This window comes from Leptospira haakeii (assembly GCF_002812045.1).
Classification (GTDB): domain Bacteria; phylum Spirochaetota; class Leptospiria; order Leptospirales; family Leptospiraceae; genus Leptospira_B; species Leptospira_B haakeii.
The window spans coordinates 177589-199073 of record NZ_NPEG01000002.1 but is presented as its reverse complement, the minus strand read 5'-3'; the positions used below and the strand labels follow the sequence as shown (position 1 = coordinate 199073).

Genomic DNA, 21485 nt, shown 5'->3' with positions numbered 1-21485 from the left:
TATGGCTTTCTACATTTTTAGCTAAATTACGAAAATTAATGGACAGAAGTTCCTTTTTTTTTTCATCCTCCGCCATGTTGATCTCAATCTATGTTCCTTTGCGTATAGTTGAGGCACGGATAAGTTTATTTAGATATAGATAATAACAGAAATTTTTTGATTAAATTGAATGCATCGATGTATCGAACGCTCGTTATACCTATATCTTCGTGAAACAGCGGAGAGTTTTGATGTCTACTTTTGCTTATTTTAAGAAAATTCTAAAAATCTTTTTGAGTGTGCTTATGCTTTCCACTTGCTCCGGAGGTTTTGATTGGAGTAAACGGGGGGATGTTGATCTTTCGAAAGCTACGTGGCTCGTAGCAAAAACAGTTCCCTTGATTATTGATAAAGGTGGAATTCCTGGAGCCGGTCCGCAAGAGACTCCAGTGGATAATCTTTTTAATGTTGCTCCGGGTACTAAGATTAGAATTTCCAGTCTGGGAGGAGCGATTGATCCTACCGGAACAAATATAGTGAACGATTTTGATGGGGATGGGATCTTAAATTCGGACGAAACGACGACTAACGTATGGGTGGCTGACTATCCGATTGTAGAGACAGTTATTGCTCCTCCTGTTACAATGAAAGTCACCGTAGAGAAAGCTAGTGGGACAATCACAGAAGACTTAACAAATGAGGTTAATTCAGATGATTTTGAATCGGGAAAAAGTCAAGGGACAGAGAAAATACACCAAAGTGAATTAAATCTTAAAACTGTTCAATTTCAGGACCAATACAGTTCATCGTCCGAGAATGATCGCTCTGTCGAGCATACTAGCTCGGCGGACGTTACTACAGGTGTCGGACCTGTACAGACTGGAATGAATTACAGCGCTACCGTTAGCGCGAGTTGGGAAAGTAAAAATGCTCTCTCCACAGTTACTACTAAATGGGCTGATCGTCCATTTAAGAATAATTTAGATTCCGATGCCTTAAATCTTAAAGCTAACTCATCTAGTCAGAAGGCACGAAAATATAGGGCTGATCGCTCTGAAAAGACGACGAATGATTTTACGACAAAATCAGACGGTGGTTATGTTCGGGCTGCCTTATATATCAAAAACAATTCAGTAAATATGCCGGTAAAGTTAACAAATATATTATGCTCACTTATGTTCGAGACTGCAAGTGGAGAGTTAATACCGGTAAGAAGCTTTGAACTATACAAAGCAGATGGAAGCCTCTTTGAAGTAGAAGTTTATGGCGGTACCGAGTTTGGTCCGTACGTAATTGAGAATATTGGTTTAAATGCCTATGAGGTTGAGCGTGCAATTGCCTTTGGATACACTCCGAAAATTTTCATTGTAGATTATAAAATGACTCATGTTAAGGATTCAAATTACAAATCTGTTCTTTTGAACTTCACAGGAGACAATCTAAAAATTATCGAAGAAAACTCTAAGGGGAGAACTGCCCTTGTTAAAGTAATAGGGCCGAATCTTCGTGAGTTATATCGAGTTGCAGCATTTGAAGCTCAGGGAGAAAGTAATACAACAGACATTTGTAAAGTTACAGGTGCTACTTCTCTTTCTCCTGGGATTACTATGGAGAAAGCCCTTAATAGATTGAAATGCTCTGGCATTGAGATCGACTATCAGGATTACGTATTAGATTTTTCAGATATAGCTCCTTCGCTCGGAGAGTCTAAACTATATATTCGAGGGATAAAATCTTTTGCAGGTATCGAATCTACTGTTCCATGCACTATGGTTCAGAATGTCGTTGGTTCTGATGGGCAACCAAGAGATGCATGTGTTCAAAATCCAATCGCTCAATGGTCAGAAAATGATAAGAATAATGCAGGCGTTTGGGTAATCTATTCTAAAGGCAAATACTATTCTCCAACAACTTACTATATGGATGGAACTGGGCCTTCTGCAGAACCAAGAAGATTTGATGGAAATGCAACTAACCCGACACTTATGGTGAAAGGTATCGCATCCACTATTTGGGCCGGAGATTCCTATGATATAGTTTATGTTTCACTAAAGGATTTAATCTTAAAGCAGAAGCAATTCGGCACCAATCCTCTGGAAACTGGAAATCAATATCGCTTAAATACGACTTGGGATATAGATTCTCTTGGGGACGATTTATATTATCCTAATAAGCAGTCATTATTTTTAGGTGATGCAGGTTTTGGAGAGAAATTACAGTTAAAGATTAAACTTGATAGTACCAAATATCTTACTCCTAACTTCGGTGTTCCAGAAAACGGAGGTTTATATCAATATTTTACAAACTTTACATATACTCCGATAACAACGGTAGAAGAGAAATTTAAATGGGCCGAAGCAATGGACTTTGAGATCAGTCTCGGCTTTGGTGGAACTAGATCGGAATGGATGCACGTTATTCGTGATGTAGGGACGGGAACGAATGATCCAAGTGAAGAATACAAGCTGCAAAACTGTGGGCGAACATTAGACTTTAATACTCAAGATTTCTTTCTTTGTTTAGTTTTACCGAAAAAACACCCCTTTGTGGATGCAAGTGTAAGCCTTATTAAATTATACATACGTCCATCTTTAAATAATGCTTATAGGAAAAGCATTTGGCCATTGCGTTATTCTGAGGTCAGAAAAATTCAAGGGGATCTGTATTTGCCGGCATCTGCTGGAGATACGAATATATATGTTAGCAATTCAAGTTTAATCGCGGATGGAGGTACTAATTTCCAAAATTCTGATCAGCTGAGATTTTATTCAGATCCGCATATATATACCGTACTAAGTGCAATAGATGTGCGTTGTGAGCCAGATGTTCCTACAAACCTGGCGATGTGTAAAAAAATCGCAATTACTCCTTCGATTATTTCGCCTATATCAAGGACCAGTTCTGCATATGTATATGCAGGACTGACATCTCCTCCAATGAGGTTAACCGTCGAGAATGGTTTCTTTGATGATTGGAATTCTCAGTATTCGACTATTCCTTTAGGCCAGTGGGTCACTCCCCAGTATGTTCCCCTTGTCCCTACTAGTGGAAACTTGAATTGTGCGAATACAACTTCTTACTTCTTTCCGAGCTGCCTCGGATTCAGTACAGATTTCGTGGCTATGAACTGGATGGGTAACTATAATTATGGAGTTGCTCATTGGAATTCCTGGACTGACAGGAATAAGATGAATAACTTTATTACTAATGGAGGCTTAAATTTCCAAACTAATACATCTAGGATTTTTAAATTAGAGGTCCCAAGATCTGATATTTCTTTCGGTAAAAATAGCTTAGCGCAGGTGCCGATTCCTACTTCTGATCCTGTTGTAATTACAACACAAGATGGACAGATACTTAATATTTGGAAAAGCGGATCCAATTTAATTGGAAGAGTTTACAATATTAAAACAGGAATAATGGGTCCTTATGCTCAACTAAATACTGCAGGTTCTCTCATTGGGAAGTTTGTGGCGAAGCAAGGATTCGATGGGTCTATTTTTATTCTATATGAGCCGAGTTTTACGAATCTAATTGTTTTAAAGGTTACGATTGGTTCTGATAATTCTATTACTACACAATCGAATACAATAACTACCACAAGAGCTCTCACTGGCACTACAACTTCATACTTCGATATAGCGTCAGGCGGGCCTTATTCTCTTGTTGTATGGAATCATTCCACCTCAGCCAGCGGTGGAACATATTGGATTAAAGGAAAATTGATTAACTCATCCGGAGCAGCAGTAAATGCAAGCGAGTTTAATGTTTCTGCTACTGCAGGTTTTGTTACCAGTACCGCAAATTCTCAAATTATGGTGGTTGCAGAAGCAGTATCCTCTTCTCGCGTAGTCGTCACATATGCACAGTTAACCGGAACAACCTCATACGCTATTAATAGCATTAACTGCGATGATATTGCTACTCCCGGAGGAAGTGGATCTACGCCTACGTTTAATGCAATTCGCTCGGTTTTGGGGACCACTACTGGAACAATAACTTCCTTATTCGTTGGTGGTTTAAATACTGGAACTGTGCCTAGTCCGGTTTACAGGGGCTTTATTGCATGGCTCGACGGAGCTGGAGTAATTACTGGCCGCGGACTTAACTTAGATACTTCAGGTGCAGGCAATGTAATTGGATCGAATACAACCTTGGTAGATGCGACTGGAGGAGCAAATTCGAATTTTAAATTAACAGTATCTCAAGTTTCCAATTACGGCCTATTAACATATTCGAAATCTAATTCAGTGTATGTTCGATCTGTCAACATTGCAACGAGTGCCTTAAATGGTTTTGCAATCCTGATGAACCTCTCAACACCTGCTATTGTTCGTAAACCAATAACTACTCAGATTTCTTTAACTGATGGAACAAACCCTAAGTTTATTGTGTCTTGGGAACATACAGATTCGGTTTTAAATAAGAAATCTGTACGCGCAAGAATCGGAAATTTTTTAAGCGTTACTCCAACAGCGGAAGGCTCTTCGGAGATTTTAGTGAGCATGACGAATGATGTAGATCAAACGGGAGCTACTGTAAGTGCACATCATTGGACAGATACAAATAGTGTATTTCAGAGCAAGATTTTTTTCTCTTGGTTGGCAAATAATGTCGTTTTACCGGAAGTTAGGGGGTATTTATTAGACTTTAATTATACACCAGTAATTCCGTATGGCTCGAATAACTTTTTTATAGCCCCCCTTGTTGAACGAGAATATCTACTCAAGGCACAGCTGAGTTTCTAAGGAATTAATCATGAAAAAAAATAATAAGAATTTCACTAATAACAAAGTGCTTTTGGGATTAAGAATTTTTCAAGCTGCAGATCTTAGAAAGATTATAATTTATTCTTTTTTTATATTCTTCTGCAATACGGCATGTGCAATGGAATGGCTCTGGGGTAAGGGAGATGTTAATCTTTCAAAAGCTACTTGGTTAATGGCTCGTCCCATTCCATTGATTACCGATAAAGGAGGGATTCCCGGTGGCGGACCAGCGGTAACTCCAGTTGATAATCTATTCAATTTACCTCCAGGAACTAAGGTTAATGTTGCTTCCCTAGGAGGAACGATAGATCCTACGGGTACTACCATTGTAAATGATTTCGACGGTGATGGAATTCTAAATGCAAATGAAACGACTACGAACGTATGGGTAGCGGATTTTCCCTCTATAGAATCAGTAATTGCTACTCCTATAACGATGCGTGTTGCTGTGGAGAAAGCGGATCATACTACTCAAGATGAAGTAGGAAGTGAGATTAATTCGGATGATATTACTTCCGGAAAATCCGAAGGTTCGGAAAAAATCCATCAAAACGAATTAAATTTGAAAACTGTTCAATTCCAGGATCAATATAGTTCCACGTCTGAGAATTCTGGATCTTATGGAACTTCCGTTTCTGTGGGGACATCAAATAAGTTATCAGGGTATTCTGAAACAGGAGAAGAGGTAAATATCGCCTCTTCCGGTGTTAACTACGGAATGAGTACGAAGACAAGTTGGGAAAATAAAAACTCTTTAGCTACAACTACAACTAAATGGGCGGATCGCCCCTTTAAGAATAATTTGGATTCCTCAGCACAAAATTTAAAATCAGATTCAGCAAGTCAAAAGGCTAGAAAATTCAGATCCGAAAAATCGTCTAAGACTGAACAACAAATGAATACCAAATCGGACGGAGGCTATGTCCGAGCAGCTCTATACATTAAAAATAATTCCGCTAATATGCCTGTAAAGTTAAGTCATATTCTATGTTCTTTGATGTTTGAAGCGCCTAACGGAGAATTAATTCCGGTTAGAAGTTTCGAATTATTGAAAGCTGATGGCAGTAACTTTGAAGTGGAAGTTTATGGAGGCACTGAATTCGGCCCCTATGTAGTAGAAAACGTTGGCTTAAATGGCTATGAAGTAGAAAGGGCCATTGCAGCAGGATATAATCCTAAAATATATATCGTAGATTATCTGATGACTCACGTAGCTGACTCAAATTATAAATCTTCTCTATTGAATTTTTCGGGAGATAATCTTAAAATAATAGAAGAAAATGCTAAAGGGCGAACTGCGCTAATCAAAGTGCTTGGTCCAAACATTCGCGATATGTATCGAGTAACAGCCTTTGATGCTGAAGGTGCAAATTCTAATCCTTGCGAATTGATTTCAGCAACTCAAATGTCTCCTGGGATCTCATTAGAGAATGCCTTAAAAAGAATCGCGTGTTCGGGAATGGAAATTGAATTCGATAATTATGTTATAGATTTCTCGGAAATTGCACCTACCTTAAATGAATCAAAATTATTTATGAAAGGTATTAAGTCTATTGGGGGTATTCGATCCACAATTCCCTGTGTTTCGTCGACGAGTATTGGGTCTGACGGAGTTACGAGAACAGCTTGTGTACAGAAACCTGTTTCGCAATGGTCCGAAGATGAGCTCAATTCTGCGGGAGTTTGGATGGTTTATTCGAAAGGAAAATATTATTCTCCCACAGCCTTTTATATGGATGGTGTTGGAAATACGGCTACTCAAAGAAAATTTAATGCAAGCACTAATTTACCAGCATTCATGGTGTTGGGTGTAGACTCGCTTATATGGGCAGGGGACACTTATGATATAACTTATATCTCCGTTAAAGATCTTATACAAAAACAAAAACAATTTGGAACTAATCCTTTAGAAACCCTTTCTGCATATAAAATCAATACTTCCTGGGATTTGGAGTCTACAGGGAAACATCCTTATTATCCAAAGAGTCAATCTCTGTTTTTAGGAGATGCTGGCTTTGGAGAAAAGATCCAGTTAAATCTGAAACTTGAAAAAACATCCTACTTAAATCCTAATTTTGGTATTGGTCAAGTTTCAGGAAATTACCAATATTTTAATAATTTCTTATATAATAGTCAGGTCTTGACCAAGAAATTTGAATATAATCAAATACCGGATTTTGAGGTTAGCTTAGGATTTGGAGGTGAAAGAACGGATTGGATGCATATTGTCAAGGATCTAGGTCCTTCGGGAGATAGTTTCAAAATGAAAAACTGCGGGACTAGTATGGATTTTGATAACCAAATTTATTCTGTATGTTTAGAACTTCCAAAAGATCATCCTTATGTTGATCCGCAAGTAAGTTTAATTAAAGTGTATATTCGTCCTGCATTAAATAATGCATATCGTAGAAGTGTTTGGCCTCTGCAATACTCACAAGTTAGGAAAGTCCAAGGCCCGCTTTTTAGGGCTGCTTACGAGGGTGATACAAGTATAATTGTCACAAAAGATTTCACCTTCACAGAGGGTTCGGCAGGTTTCGAAATAAATGATACACTTAAAATCTATGGTGATTCGAATTTCTATACTATTTCAAATGTGGTTGAAGAACAATGTGAACTAGGATCTCCTAATAGTACTGTTTGTTATAAGATCGACCTTAACAGTCCTATTAAACAAGTGAATAATAGGTTTACTTCTGCGTTTGTTTTAGCTGGCATTCAAACTCCAAATCTTAGATTCGTCATTGAAAGCAATTTCTATACTGAATGGAATTCACAGTATGCAAGTATTCCTACGGGAGAATGGGAAAATTCAAAGTATTTGCCTCTTTCAGTGGGAAATGGGTCGGTCAATTGTGCGAGTAATCTTTTCAATCCTGCCTGCTTAGGAATAAATACCGACTTTACTACATTAAATTGGACAGGTGCATACAATCTGGGCGTCGGTAACTGGAATTCCTGGGCTGACGCAGGCCATTTTTCGAATTTCTTGGCAAATGGAGTTCCGAAATTGAATACTCTTAGCGGAAAAGTTTTGGGATTAGAGACAGATAACGCACCTTTTACTATAAGTCCAAATAATGGAGCATTAAATTCAGGTATAGCTTCAAGTACCGTCTCATATGGTGATACTGCATTAACTGTTTGGTCAACTGGAGCTTTCTCATCTGATCCTTATGTTTTACATGGTCGTTATTACAATTTAGCTACTGGCCTACCAATTGGAAATGAATTTATAATCAAAACGGCTTATAGTACATATTCTTTCTTTCGAATATCGGCCTCTCAAGGAAAAGCGATTATTGTCTGGCATGACGGGGATATGTTAACCGGTTATGCTCGAATTTTCAGCTTAACTACCCCTTCTTCATCACCATTGTATCCGGAAACATCCTTTAACTTTGTTCCAAATTCCAATTGTGATTCTCCATGTGTTTATCAGAACTATAGTTTTTACTTACTTGCTGATGGCAATCGAGCGGCAATACTTCGAGGGACCAATTTAATTGCATTTGGAATGTGGAACCATACACTACAGTTAACAACGATCAATTTGAATAATGGGCAGGTTTTAACAAATAATGAAGATCTTGCATTCTTAGGTGGTCGCAATAACTATTCGACTTCGGCTGCCTTTAAAAATGGAAAGCTCTATGCTACTTCGATTACTAAAGAAAATGGCTTTTTAAATGAGTATGTTTGGTCAACAATGTATGTATTGGATTCTGGTTTCCCTGCTAATTCTACACAAATGGCCGTTTCTTACGATAGCGCAGTTAGTTCGGGAGTTGATGTATCTGGCAACAATGGAATATTTTTTTATAAGTCGGATGGAAATATTAAATATCAAATTTTTGATTTAAATTTGGGCCCAGACAGTGCCGTTGCATTGACTCCTCTTGATTTGGCTGTTACGGGGGGTTATACATACTCATCTAAAGATAATCTTTCGGTGATAGCCTATTCGAAAAGTTCCAATACTTTGCTTGTAAAGACAATAAATTTAGCTAATGGTTTAGTGAATCAATCAAATCCGATCGAGATTGATTCTACGTCAACTTCCAGAGCATTGCTCCCGGTTTACTTCGTAGGGAATAAAATTATATTTTTATGGGCAATAAGTTCTGGAGATGTTAACGCTCCTACTTACATAAAAGGACGTGGAATTGACTATAGTAGTTTCCAAGTGTCAGGAAGTTCCCCTTCGACAGTGCTACGAACATACCAGATTGGAAATGTCGTTACTAATGGCTTAATGGGTTTTTCAGGAGGGAGTACTTCTAATTCTTCCCCAGTCTTAAGTGGATATAGTTTTAATTTACAAAATTTTGATAAACCTCGCTTTGGTTTGAATAATTTCTTCGTGTCACCTTTGATAGAACGAGATTTTACACTGCAAGCTAAGATAACATATTAAAGGAGGAGAATGTTTGCCTATAGGTTAGGGTATTAAAATGAAATCCATGTATAGAAATTCCGTTCTAAAAAACGGCATTTGCTTTGGGCTAATTTTGCTCTTTTTCTCCTCTTGTACTGGAGGCGCGAATTTTCTATCCAAATTGTTTCCAGGCGCTTTTGCTCCTAATACAAGCTTACTTTCTCCCGGATCGGCCCCAGCTCCGGAAGGAAGTGATTTATTTTCTATTTCTACCAATTATAGTGAAGCTATTGATGATCCTGAAACGAAGGCAGATCCTTTGTCTGGAGCAATTTTAATTTCTCCACCTGAACCGAATCATTTTGGGGCAGTCAGTTTCAATTATCCTTTTGATGTTCCGGATGGAAGAGCAGGAATGAACCCCAGTCTTGGACTTTCATATTCAAGTTCGGGAACTGATGGCTGGGTTGGGGTAGGATGGAATTTGGGGCTAGGTTCTATTACTAGAACACCTGAGTTCGGAGCCTTATTTTACGATTCGCGAGATACATTCTCCTGGAATGGACAAAAATTAATAAAAATTTCCGGCTCGAGCAGTTCTGAAAATGGGACATACAGACCTGAGATGGCGGATGCAGATTTTTCAGTATTAAAACTCAGTAATATAGAGTCAGGAGGCGTTTGGGAAGTTTTAGACTCTTCAGGAAAGAAGTCGATTTATGGAGATAGCGCTTCGAATCGTATTTATGATCCTAATAAGATTAATCGAACTTACAGTTGGTATCTTGCTAAATCAGAAGATTTGAACGGAAATTACTTTCAAGTCATCTATGATACTTCTAATTACTCTGAAAGCCGTTCGTTATATATTCAAGAAATTAGATATACTGGAAATAGTCGCAGTGGAGCGAGCCCAAGGCAATATATAAAATTTTTTACAAAAGTTAGAACTGATCCATATGTTTCAAAAGTTCCAGGATTTTTAACGAAGATGGATCGTCTTTTGGATTCGATAGAAATCGGTTGGGATGGTGGGAAATTATGGAAATATAATTTTATTTATGATACATCTTTTGACTCAGGACGCCCCATATTAAAAACGGTTGAATCCAATAGACATACTACTGAACCGGAGTTTCATTATACTAATTCAGAAAGAAAGTTAGTTTGGAAAAATACTTCAAATGGAGCATCTAATGAACCGGAAACTACTCCGAACCAAACGGATTATTTCGAAGGTGATTTTAATGGAGATGGTCTTTCTGATATCGTTTTCTTTAACCCTGAAAATGGGAACTGGAAAGCTGCGGAAGGTAAAAGAGAAGGTGGATATAGCTTTAAGCTTTATGGAAATAAATATCAGGGTTATAAAGGCGTTTCTAAAATTCGATTTTTTAAAGGGAATGTCAGTGGAGATTATAATGGCGATGGAAGGGCCGATATAGCTTTTTATTTGCCGGAGACCGGAGATTTTATTGTAGCAGAACATACAGGGCAAGTATTCCAATTTCGTAATTATGGAAAGTTAACAAATAGTATTCCAGATATTTTTAGAATGGAATGGTTTCCAGGTGATTATGACGGCAATGGTTTGGCGGATTCGGTTCTTTTTGACGAACCGACTGGGCAATGGATCCTTATGTTGAATAAAGGGGGTCGTTTTGAATTTCTTAAATTTGCAAAAAAATTCCAAAACCTATTTAAAGATGATTATACTCCCAATTCCAATTGGGATAGCGCTTCTACTTCCGACGAGTCAATAGACGGACGGAATAGAAGCAAAATTTTCTTTTTAAACGGTGACTATAATGGAGATGGAAGAACGGATATTTCCTTTTACGATTCAAGAAATGGGAAATGGTTCGTCGGAGAAAATCATAGAACCGAAGATAAAACTGATCCGATCTATTTCAAGATCCAATGGAAATTATATAAAACCTTCTCAGTACCTGAGCAATCCCTTTTCACCAATGATAGATTTTCCGGAGATTTTAATGGAGATGGATTTTCCGATTTTCTAATATTTGATCGTTCTTCTGGAGATTGGGTTTTAGGAGAGACTGGCGATGGGACAATTAGTTTTCGAGTCTGGTCTAAGGCTCCTCAGTTCAAAGATATTACTCGATGGCTACAAGGTGATTTTAATGGAGATGGCAAATCCGATATCGGATTTTTTTCTTTAACTGATGGAAAGTTTTGGATCGGTGAATCTACTTCAAACGGGTTTCGTTATAAAGCATATAGCGATATGCAGTATGGACCAGATCAAGAAAGGGTAATGAAAACCCCCCTCCCGAAGGACGAAGTTAAAATCTCTAATCAATCCGCAGCAGTTTCATTATCAAATGACACTAAAACTCTCGTACTAAATTACCAGTATGATGGGAATCTGAATACAGGAAGAGGAGAACTTGTTTTTCCAGGATGCTTTAGTATAAACGATTGTAATTCTTCGCCTGAATTACTCATTTACGATCGAAAAACGGGTGCATTTGATTTTAAACAAGGAACCAATTTTACCGAAAGAGTCTTATTGGATTTTAACCCAGAATACGGTGATATCACTCTCCCTTTTGGGGGAAAGGCAGATCGTTATTCTCAGATTACAAAGGATGAAGTCTTATATTATCAAAAAACGGGAAATACGAATAAATTTAGGACTATCAAACTAACTGGAACAAATACCTTTGGTTTGGCCGATTTTGTAAATGTAACTGATTCCCAAATTACGAATTTCCATCCAAAGGAAAGTGCTTATTTAGCAGATCATTTCGAATCTACTTCTTACAAATCTATTTTGATTTTGGATGATCAGAATGGAACAGATGTTGGAAGATTTGTCTTATCAGGGCCAAACGGGACCAAATTCTTAACGCTAGATGGGGTAGCGGTTAGTGCTAACTACTTGGGAAACCTTTTTCAAAATGGAACTTCTATAAACAGATTGAATCGCAAGAATTTCAGTTTCTTCTCAGGAAGTTTTACAACTTCTCTGGGACAGGCACAGGTCCTGATAGTAGATCGAAGTAATTCTACACATAAGTGGTATCTTGGTACATTAGATATTCCGAATTCGAAGATTTCTTTTATCGCTTTGAACGGAAATGTTTCGCTTCCGTTTACCGCTTCTGAATTCGATTCCCGATCTCAAGCGGGAGTTTTATATACTCTAAGATCCGAAGGTGTAGGTCAGGGGACATCAATCGTATTCGGAGATAAAAATGATTCGGGATATATATTTTATAAGATTAAAATAGCCGGAAATACTGTCTCTTCTTCTACCTTTCCAGTAAGCCAAATCGGATTTAGCGGATTATTTGATACAACCGGAAATCCCATTATTTCTTCCGGGGCAGATATAAAGTTATACGATCTATCTCAGGCAAAAATGATTTCTTTACCTGACAATGTAATTAGCAAGAGTCTAACTCGTCCCGATTTGATCTCGCAAGTTTACGTATTCCAATGGATCCAGGGAGATTACAACGGGGATGGACTTACAGATATAGGAATTATACATTTAAAGGAACCGACTTGGTATTTTGCATTATCTTCGGGAACCGTTCCTGACATTATAGAAAGTTTAAAAAATGGAATTGGCGGAATTTATAAGTTTGAATATGCAGATTCTATAAAGTTTGATAATAATGGAGGAGATGGGATCCCGGATTTACCGAATACATATCGTGTTTGTACAAAAATCAGTCTGGACGATGGATTCGGAAATATTATTCCCAAAACGTATGATTACGAGGGTGGTGTATTTTTCTCCTCATTCATAAACGATAAATTGGAAACTGACTATTTCGGATTTAGTAAATTTACAATCCAAGATGCATACGGTTCTAGAACGGTTCATACCTATCATTCCCGGACTTTTGCCAATTTCCTAGATAATCGGGCATTAGGTGGGGTAGAAAAGGAAACGCATATTATAGGAGCTGATAATCAAGATTATGGTTCAGCATTGTATTCTTATGAGATAAAGCATATTGAAACTGTTCCTGGTGTTGTAAGTTATTTAAGAAACAGCACTAAAACGGAAAAAAGCCAGAAGGGCATTCCAACGCAAACTATTGAAAATTCGATTACTTTAGATGGGTATACAGTTTCTAAAAAAATAGAAACTGTTACGGATAAGTATTCGGATTCTGCTCATTCTGTCCAGGTCACTATACAAGCAACGGATTTCGAAACCAATTCGACAACAAATCAGATTAGACCTAAGAAAACGGTTACCTTTCAAGGAACTTCTAACGAGCTTACAAATACATTTACGTATGATACTTTCGGAAACTTAACTCGTTCAGTAGTAAGTTATACTGGAAGTGGATTGCCTGCAGTTTCTGCAAAGATTATGGAAAATGAATATGATACTTATGGAAACAAAATTAAGGTAAAAGATTCAAGTGCAAGTCCGAATCGGGGAACGAATTTTGAATATGATAGTGAACTTCACCAGTTTATCACTAAAAAAACTGACTTTGGTGGGTCTGCACAGTTAGTGAATCGTTTTGGTATAAATTATGAGAAAGCTTTCGGTTTACCCGAAGATTCAACTGACCCAAATGGAAATAAAAGTTATTTTGAATATGATAATTATGGAAGATTAATTGAATCAAGCGCTGATACTGATGCTGGCGTCAAAGTCTTGGCGAGTTATAATTTTAATTCGAATTTTCCGTCACACGCTAAGTCAGTATTCTTTTCTGGCGTAGGAGATCCAGATTTTGCACTTAGTTCTTATAGAGATGGACTGGGGAGAGTAATTCATACAGTTAAGACTGGATCAAACGGACAATATGTAAGATCTGGAAAAATTACTTATAATGGTAATGGGCAAATTTCCAGGATGGGGCAATCGGATTGGGCCAATGCAAGTGAGATGGATACTTTCGCCTTGGTTTCTGATGAAAAAAATCCAAGCCAATTCCAATATGATGCAATAGGTAGGGTTAATAAGACAATCCTTCCAGTTGCTGCCGGAGAGACAGAAGCAACAACATTAACAGTAACGTATAATGATCCTTTTGAAACAGTTGAAACACATAGTGGTGGAACAAGCAAACGAACAGTAAAAGACGGAAGAGGGCAAGTCCTCTACATTGAAGACTTCGGCTCGGATGGGACCCAAGCGAAGATAGGTTTCTGTTTCGATATTGCGGGTAAGATGGTCAAAAAATCTGACCTGAATGACGGAGGAGCCTTATCCTGTGATACAAGTGGGATAACCGTTAAGGATATTTCCGGAAAGAATCAAGCCTATTGGTTCTATGACGCGTTTGGGAGATTGAAGAAAAGCAGTGATCCGGATTTCGGAGTCAGCACCGTTTCTTACAATGCATTTGGAGATACCATTCAAACCACAGATGCACGAGGAATTAGCATAACCTTTACATATGATTCTCTCGGAAGAATGCTTACAAAGGACACTCCGGAGGGAACCGTTTATTTCGATTATGATAGTGGTTCTGGAGCCGAGAATGCTATTGGAAAGCTAGTAAAGGTAGAAGATTCCATTCAGACCAAAACATTTAGCTACGACAAGCTTGGTCGCATGAAAAAAGAAACCCGAAACATCAAAAATCTGACCATCGACTTGGCAGATGGTCCTTATATTACAGAATATAAATACGACTTACTTAATCGTGTAATATCAATAGATTATCCGGAGCATCCTGTTAATCATACCAGGATGAAGGCTTGTTATGATTATGGAACTGCGGGTTATATTACAGGGATCTCTGTCCAGGTTAATACAAACGGTATCATTCCTGGATTCTGTAACAAAACTATTGTTGAAAATATTATCTACAATGAATTCGGGCAAACAGCGGGTTTTGGTCTTGGGAACGGCGTTCAAACCAATTATAGTTATGATATAAAACAAAGATTAGTTCGAATCAACTCCGTAGGGGATGTAGATGGGATTGCAAAAACTCTCCAAGATGCCGTCTATGCTTTTAATAGCAGAAACAATATTACAGGGATCACAAACACATCTTCTGGCTATGCAACTGCATACAATTACAGCTATGACGGTTTAAATAGACTTATTGAGGCAGACGGACAATACCAAGAGTCCGCAGACAATTATACCAAAACTTTTCGTCAAAGTTTTAGCTATGCAAAGAACGGAAACCTACTCGCAAAACGAAATCATAACTTTAACGATAATACACTCATAGACGAGTGGAATTACCAATATTCCAACCACCAAGTCACTAATATTGATTCCACCCAAAGCGGGAATAATCGTTTGGTCATGAGTTACGATTCCTCCGGGAACATGACCTACCAGAGAGATAATTTCAAAGATCTGACCAAAACGATTTCGATAGATTCTCAAAATAGGATCACTCAAGTCCAGGATGCGCTTAGCGTCTCAATCGGGCATTACTGGTATGATGAAGGTGGATTTAGAGTTCGTAAGAAAGCATTAATTCCGAGCGGGGCATCTTTCAAAAACCAAGAGATCCTTTATCCAAGTAAATTTTACGGATTAGAATACTCCGAAGAACCAAATATATTAAGTTCCATAAATAATGTTTATCTCAATGGAGTCCGAATCGCTGCTCTAAATGAAGACGGGGTTACTGCTTACTTCTTAACGGACCAAGTAGATTCAGTAGCTCATGTATTAGACGAAGGAGCGCATACTCTTAGCCGAATGCAATACGAGCCGTATGGAGAGACTCTTGTCCAAAGAGGAACTCTGGATTTTGCTCCTAAATACAACTCTCAAGAGTTAGATAGAGAAACTAATTTTTATTTTTATAATGCTAGATATTATGATCCGCAGATCGCGAGGTTTACAAGTGCGGATAATGTAATTGATGGGGTTCGTAGCACACAAGGTTGGAATAGATTTTCATACGTTGCAGGGAATCCGATTTTATATAAAGATCCAACGGGGCATGAAGGTGACCTCAGTAAAATGTTGAATCGACGTCGGAATGTTCGCTATGATAAAAATGGTGAATATACAATCGTCGTAAAAGGTTATAAAACTACTTGGGGCTATATTAAAGACAACCAGTATGACCTTAGAATTAGATTTTATCAATCTACCTTAATAGCAATGTTATATACTGGAACTGCAACTGCATTAATTGCATCCGATGGTACACTTGCACCTGCACTCGGATGGGGTATGGTTGGTGCAGGGACATTCACTTTAGGTTACACAGCGGGGGACATTGCAGGGCGCTATACTTTCGATGATCCTTTAACAGTTGCTGAGAAAGCAGAGTTGGTAACCGATCTAACAGGGGGAATTCTTGGAGGAGTCGGTGGAGGTTCAGCAACGAGTGGATTGAAATTCAAAGGAAGATTTAAAGGGTCGACGCAGTCTAAAAGCATCCTACAAAAGTTAACTCTTGATAAAATTCTTTCAGACGAAATGCTACTTGAAGGAAAGACACCGGCACAGGTATCTGAAGCAATTGGGAAAAATGAAGGCTGGAAAGTTGAAACTCTAGGAAAAGGATCGAAAAAAGGAGAAGGATGGGTTTATCGTCAATACACTGAAAAAGGAGAACCGACGGGCAGAATGCTTCGTTATCATCCTGGCGGGGGGCATAAAGGGGCGAGTCCATACTGGCGTGTCAACAATGGCAATGGTCAGGGAAAAGTAATTCCAGGAGGAAGAGAGTAAATATATGGATAGTTTACATAAAAATGCATTGCTTGTTGAATTAAATCGCACACTTGCCAATTTATCTTCTGATCTTAAAACTCAAGAAGAATACTTAAAGTCTATTGGAACTTTTCCTTTGCTTGATGAACTTGCTTTAGAATATGAAGATATTTATTACAAGGTTGTTAATGGTGAATTTTCATTTTATTTAACTGAAAATGAACTAAAAATTTTAGAAGAAATCGACGCAGAGTTGAACTTGATTTCCAATAAAGATTATGAAATATGTGAAAATCTATCTTCTGAATATTATAACCATTGGGATAAAGTTCGATCGTTAGCGATGGCAGCTTTAAATATGCTTGGAACGAAGTAGCTTACGAAACTCCTTACATTGCGGCTTTTCCAAAAAGCAAATTTGAAACAAATTTACAGGAATTGATATATATATTCTTACTCTTTATTTTGATTATTTAATAGAATTCTCGTCTTCGTAATTTCCCATCTTTAATGTTATACTTCGTTTTAAGAAAAATTATTAATGTAGTAGTTCGAAAAACCTTCTTTCTTAGTTCCTAAAAACTTACCTCACTCAATAAAAACTTTCCAAAAAATAAACGTGCGTTTATTCGAAACCTAGATTAAATCATGCTTTAGAACACGATTTTAAGTGGAATTCTGAGAAAATAAGGGACGTATAAGACAGTTAAAAATAACATACGTTATCCCAAAAATCATCAATTATAGTGAAAAAAGTCCTTGTCTATACCGTTATAGTATGTACCAGTATAGCGATCGATACACGAACCGAACAATTGATATAAAAAAAGATTGAAGGTTTTTTAGAACCACGGTATAAATAGAAGCCGTTCTGGTTCCAAAAAATAACAATTGTTCAAAAAAGCGAACATGGACCCAGAGAGGTTTAAGGGATGAAGATGCTGCCAATAGGAGAAGTCACCAGGGGAAAATTTCGCCTTCTTGATTTTAAGAAAAATATAATTTTCATTTCTCTTATATTCTCATTATCCGGAGCCTGCTCTCATGCAGGAACGGACAAGAACGGAATTTCTCAATTCTCAGATAATACCGACGACTACCAAGGTGTTTCTTTATTCAGTTTTTTGAATCCTTATCCGGTGGTGAAGAGCTTTTTCACTAATATGGACCCCGTTGGCTTCAATGAAGCCTTGGGTGATGCACTCTCCGAAGCACCAAGAACGGATAATTTAGGTACAATTCGCGCATTAGAATCCGCAATGTTGCAGAGTAGAACTAGTGTCCAAACCCTTTCTTTGGGTCTTGCGGACATGATCGAAAAGATGCAAACTTCGAATCCTGCCGCATATTCTTCTATCCAGCCTGTTTTTGAAAAGATTCGTCATTATAAAAAACCTGTGGTTCGTAATCTAATGCCCCTTGGTGCGAACCAACTTTTAATAGAATATAATACAAAAACTGCGAATCAAGTCACTACATCTATACACGATACCGCAGATATTTTGACCGATCCGGATTCTATAGATACTCTTCATGATATAGAAGATTTTCTTTATAAAGGATTACGTAAAAATACCACATTCCGCACAGGAGTGGAGAATCTGTTAGGAGGATTTTTTGCTCCTTCTCTTCTTACTGACCGCAGCTTAAAAGAAGGTTTTATCTCTCTTGTTTACGATTTCGGTGAGATGATGTATAAGGCTGCAGGGTTTGAGGATCAAATGACTCCTCAAACCTCATTTAAGAATTTTATAATAAATGCTGAGAACTTCTTTACTGTAAATACTACTTCTCCTGTTGAGCCAACAGCTAACGAATATTCTACGAATGCTGCTTATAATTCTCCGGGCGGTGGATTAAAACCTGCTGAACTCCGAACTATGTTGCAGGATCTATTTGTAAGTATTAAATCTTTAATTTTTCCAAGTGGAGATGTTACCGTAAATCTGCTCAAAGAAACTGCTAAGAATGCATATTTTCTGGACTTTATGCGGAATTCTTCCGGTTCCAGCCAAACATTTAAAGATCTTTTGCAGTTGGATGGGGATGGACGAAATCGCCAAACAGACATTGATAGCCGGCCTGTTTCTGCCTTAGAGAGTCTGTTTTTGGTAATCACAATCGGAAATAATTTCGGTTATAGATGGAATCCGGAAGGAGGGGAGACTGTTAATAATGCCCTCACAAACTCTGGTTCTGTTACAACAGGTGGAGAAATTACTCTCGGAGATGCTATGTTTAGCCTGGGAGCTCAAATAGGCTCTTCTGATACATTCAATTTTAAGAATATTACAGAGTTGAGTAGAAAGAGCAGCAAGGTGTTTAGGGACGACACTCCGGATACCGGTCCAGCTTCTGCAGATGTGTATCGAATCGGTTTTAATACACGTGTTCTTTCTGTATTGGAAACTCCTTCTAGGGGAGAAGCTTTACCTATAACAGATACTTCAACAGGGAGTGCTACTCTTAACGAATCCGCTTTTGATAAGTTATACAATAAAACAATTCCTTGGATGCTAGACTGGGTTGTTAAGGTAACATTAGAAGGTTACGGACCATATTATAGTCAAACAAATGGAGTAGGGCAGCCAATCGCTCCGGATGGTACTCTCTTAAAATATCAACCCTCCTGGAATACATCTCAATATTATGTGCAAATCGTACCTAGAACCGGTATGACTGCTTCCACACGCCTTGGCTGTGATCCAAATCCGAACGGAACTCCCGTTACGAATGCTGCAACTGCAATTGAAACGGAATGTAGGATTTATCTTGGTGGCTACCAGGAAGGCGCAACAAATCCTGCATCGGCAAATCCGGGAGCGACTAAGGGTTTTTATGCAATTGCTGAGACAGTTCCAGCACCTATTTTGGTTTCGAGCGCTGAGGAAGCTTTCTATAAGAATTTACAATGGTTATTATATGAAAAACGGTTTGTAGCAATTTTGCCAGTACGTGCAAAGTTAAGTGCTACGGTTACCTACGAAGAGGCATTGTTTATTACAGCAATCGGGAATGGGGTTATGGGAATGATGAGTCTTTTGCCTAACTGCGGTCCCCTTAATAGTGGTCCGGATTGTTTGACATATAACGGAACTTGGAATAAAAAAGCAACGAAAGTCAAAGATTATTCCTCGGCAGGGACTGGATTACAAGATCTTTCTAATGAGCCTGGAGATTCCGTTTTCTTGGTAGAAGGTTGGGGTTATGGTCTAGCAGGGGATGAAAGTTTACAAGTTACTGCAGTATATTCCGCACTGTTCCCTCTCTTGATCCCAAATCCAGAAACAAGTATGGGAATGATCCCGCCGGTGATTTCTCAGAATGCTGGCGTAATTAAACAATTGGGCTTTTTGGGGCCTACAGATACATCTTCTTCTCAAGTAACTACAAATTGGGAAAAACGGAATCGTTTGACTCCTTTTATAGTCGCTTTGGCGAAAGCAATGGGGGACGATGCAAAGATTCCAGCAAATAGAGCTGCGGGTAAAAATCCTTACAAAGTATTAACTGACCTTTCCGAACTTTTTTCTAGACCATATATATTTTATGGTAGGGACACTACTTACCCTAAATACTTTCCAGGTGCGACACCTGCCGAAAGAGTTAGCAATGCACCTACGAAAGGAAGTAATATCGATGAAACAACTGAAGCGCCTCTTTTTCTTCAACTTCGTACCGTAGGAGTTGCAACAGGATTTAGGAACCCTTCCGCTACAGTTGTTGAATACAAAGCTTCTAAAAACTACAGAACTCTATTAAGCGTATTAATAGAAGGAACTTCTACAAGCGTAAATACTGACCGCAACCGAATGACTGACGGTCCTTTGGATCTATTAAGTAAAACTGATATTCTTTCAGGACTCATTAAGTTCACTACAAATCTTGGAGACCCTGCAAAGGCAGATGCCCTTAGCAAGGTGATGGACGGTCTTTCTGGGATCCTGGGTCAAACAAAACTTTGGTCAGATTGTGGTGGAGAAGCAAATTTCCAAACCAACTGTCCGAATCAATTTGCTATCGATGAAGGGATTGATTGGTTAGTTTATCGTATAGCAGATAAATATGATGATCGCCCTCGAAATGATCTATATGCCCCTACCTGGGTAAAAGTAGATGATCTGGTAAGAAGAATCCGTGATTACGTTTCCAGATCTTCCGGTTGGTCTTTAGTGAAATCCTTGGATTTCTTATTGGATCTCTTGTTGGATATCCAACTCACAGCGAGTGAAATTACGAATACTTTAGATCTAATTTCTTCTCTCTTCTATGTGGGAGATGATACTGACCCGAATAACACTGCTCTGGATACAAGAACTTATACTCTTTCCGATATTTTGACCACAAGTCTCCCTCCTGTTTTGGATTCTATGGCTCCTTATGGAAGGAATTTATACGCAACCGGTTACCAATTAGGTAAACCAGGAAGTTTCTTCAGTTTCTTGGAGAAGAATGCGAACATGTCTTCTCAGTATTCTGTAGAAGAATTATTCGAAAATACTAAAGTACTTCTGAGATCCGATATGATCCAGACCCCGCTTATGGATAACAGGGCATTCCTTTATTCTGCGGGAACTCTGATTGGATTGTTTGGAGATATTTATGAAAGAGGTCGTCGTTTCTCAGGATCTGATGCCTTCTTCTATGACAATTGGAATAATGGACAGCCCACGTCGACGTACTGGGACGATATGAATGCGATATTCTCACTAAGATGAAA

The 21485-nt window shown here is 38.3% G+C and carries 5 protein-coding genes; all 5 read left to right on the top strand.

The genetic code is table 11. From position 1 onward, the window contains the following. The first annotated feature begins 230 nt into the window (after positions 1-230). The 5 genes from CH377_RS06400 to CH377_RS06380 all read left to right on the top strand — a co-directional run bounded on the left by CH377_RS06400 (position 231) and on the right by CH377_RS06380 (position 21483). Positions 231-4727 (top strand): LIC12048 family lipoprotein, encoded by a 4497-nt coding sequence (locus tag CH377_RS06400; protein ID WP_100722963.1) that lies wholly within the window; start codon positions 231-233, stop codon positions 4725-4727. Between the two features lie 10 nt (positions 4728-4737). Next, positions 4738-9165 (top strand): LIC12048 family lipoprotein, encoded by a 4428-nt coding sequence (locus CH377_RS06395; RefSeq protein WP_100722962.1) that lies wholly within the window; start codon positions 4738-4740, stop codon positions 9163-9165. Positions 9166-9202: 37 nt separating this feature from the next. Next, complete coding sequence (locus CH377_RS06390; protein WP_100722961.1) at positions 9203-16783, top strand: SpvB/TcaC N-terminal domain-containing protein; 7581 nt, start codon at positions 9203-9205, stop codon at positions 16781-16783. 4 nt (positions 16784-16787) lie between these two features. Continuing rightward, on the top strand, positions 16788-17141 hold the full coding sequence (locus tag CH377_RS06385; RefSeq protein WP_100722960.1) for a hypothetical protein: 354 nt from the start codon (positions 16788-16790) through the stop codon (positions 17139-17141). A gap of 556 nt (positions 17142-17697) precedes the next feature. Continuing rightward, a complete protein-coding gene (locus CH377_RS06380; RefSeq protein ID WP_243402000.1) occupies positions 17698-21483 on the top strand; it encodes a hypothetical protein in 3786 nt (1261 codons plus the stop codon). The last annotated feature ends 2 nt before the right edge of the window (positions 21484-21485 follow it).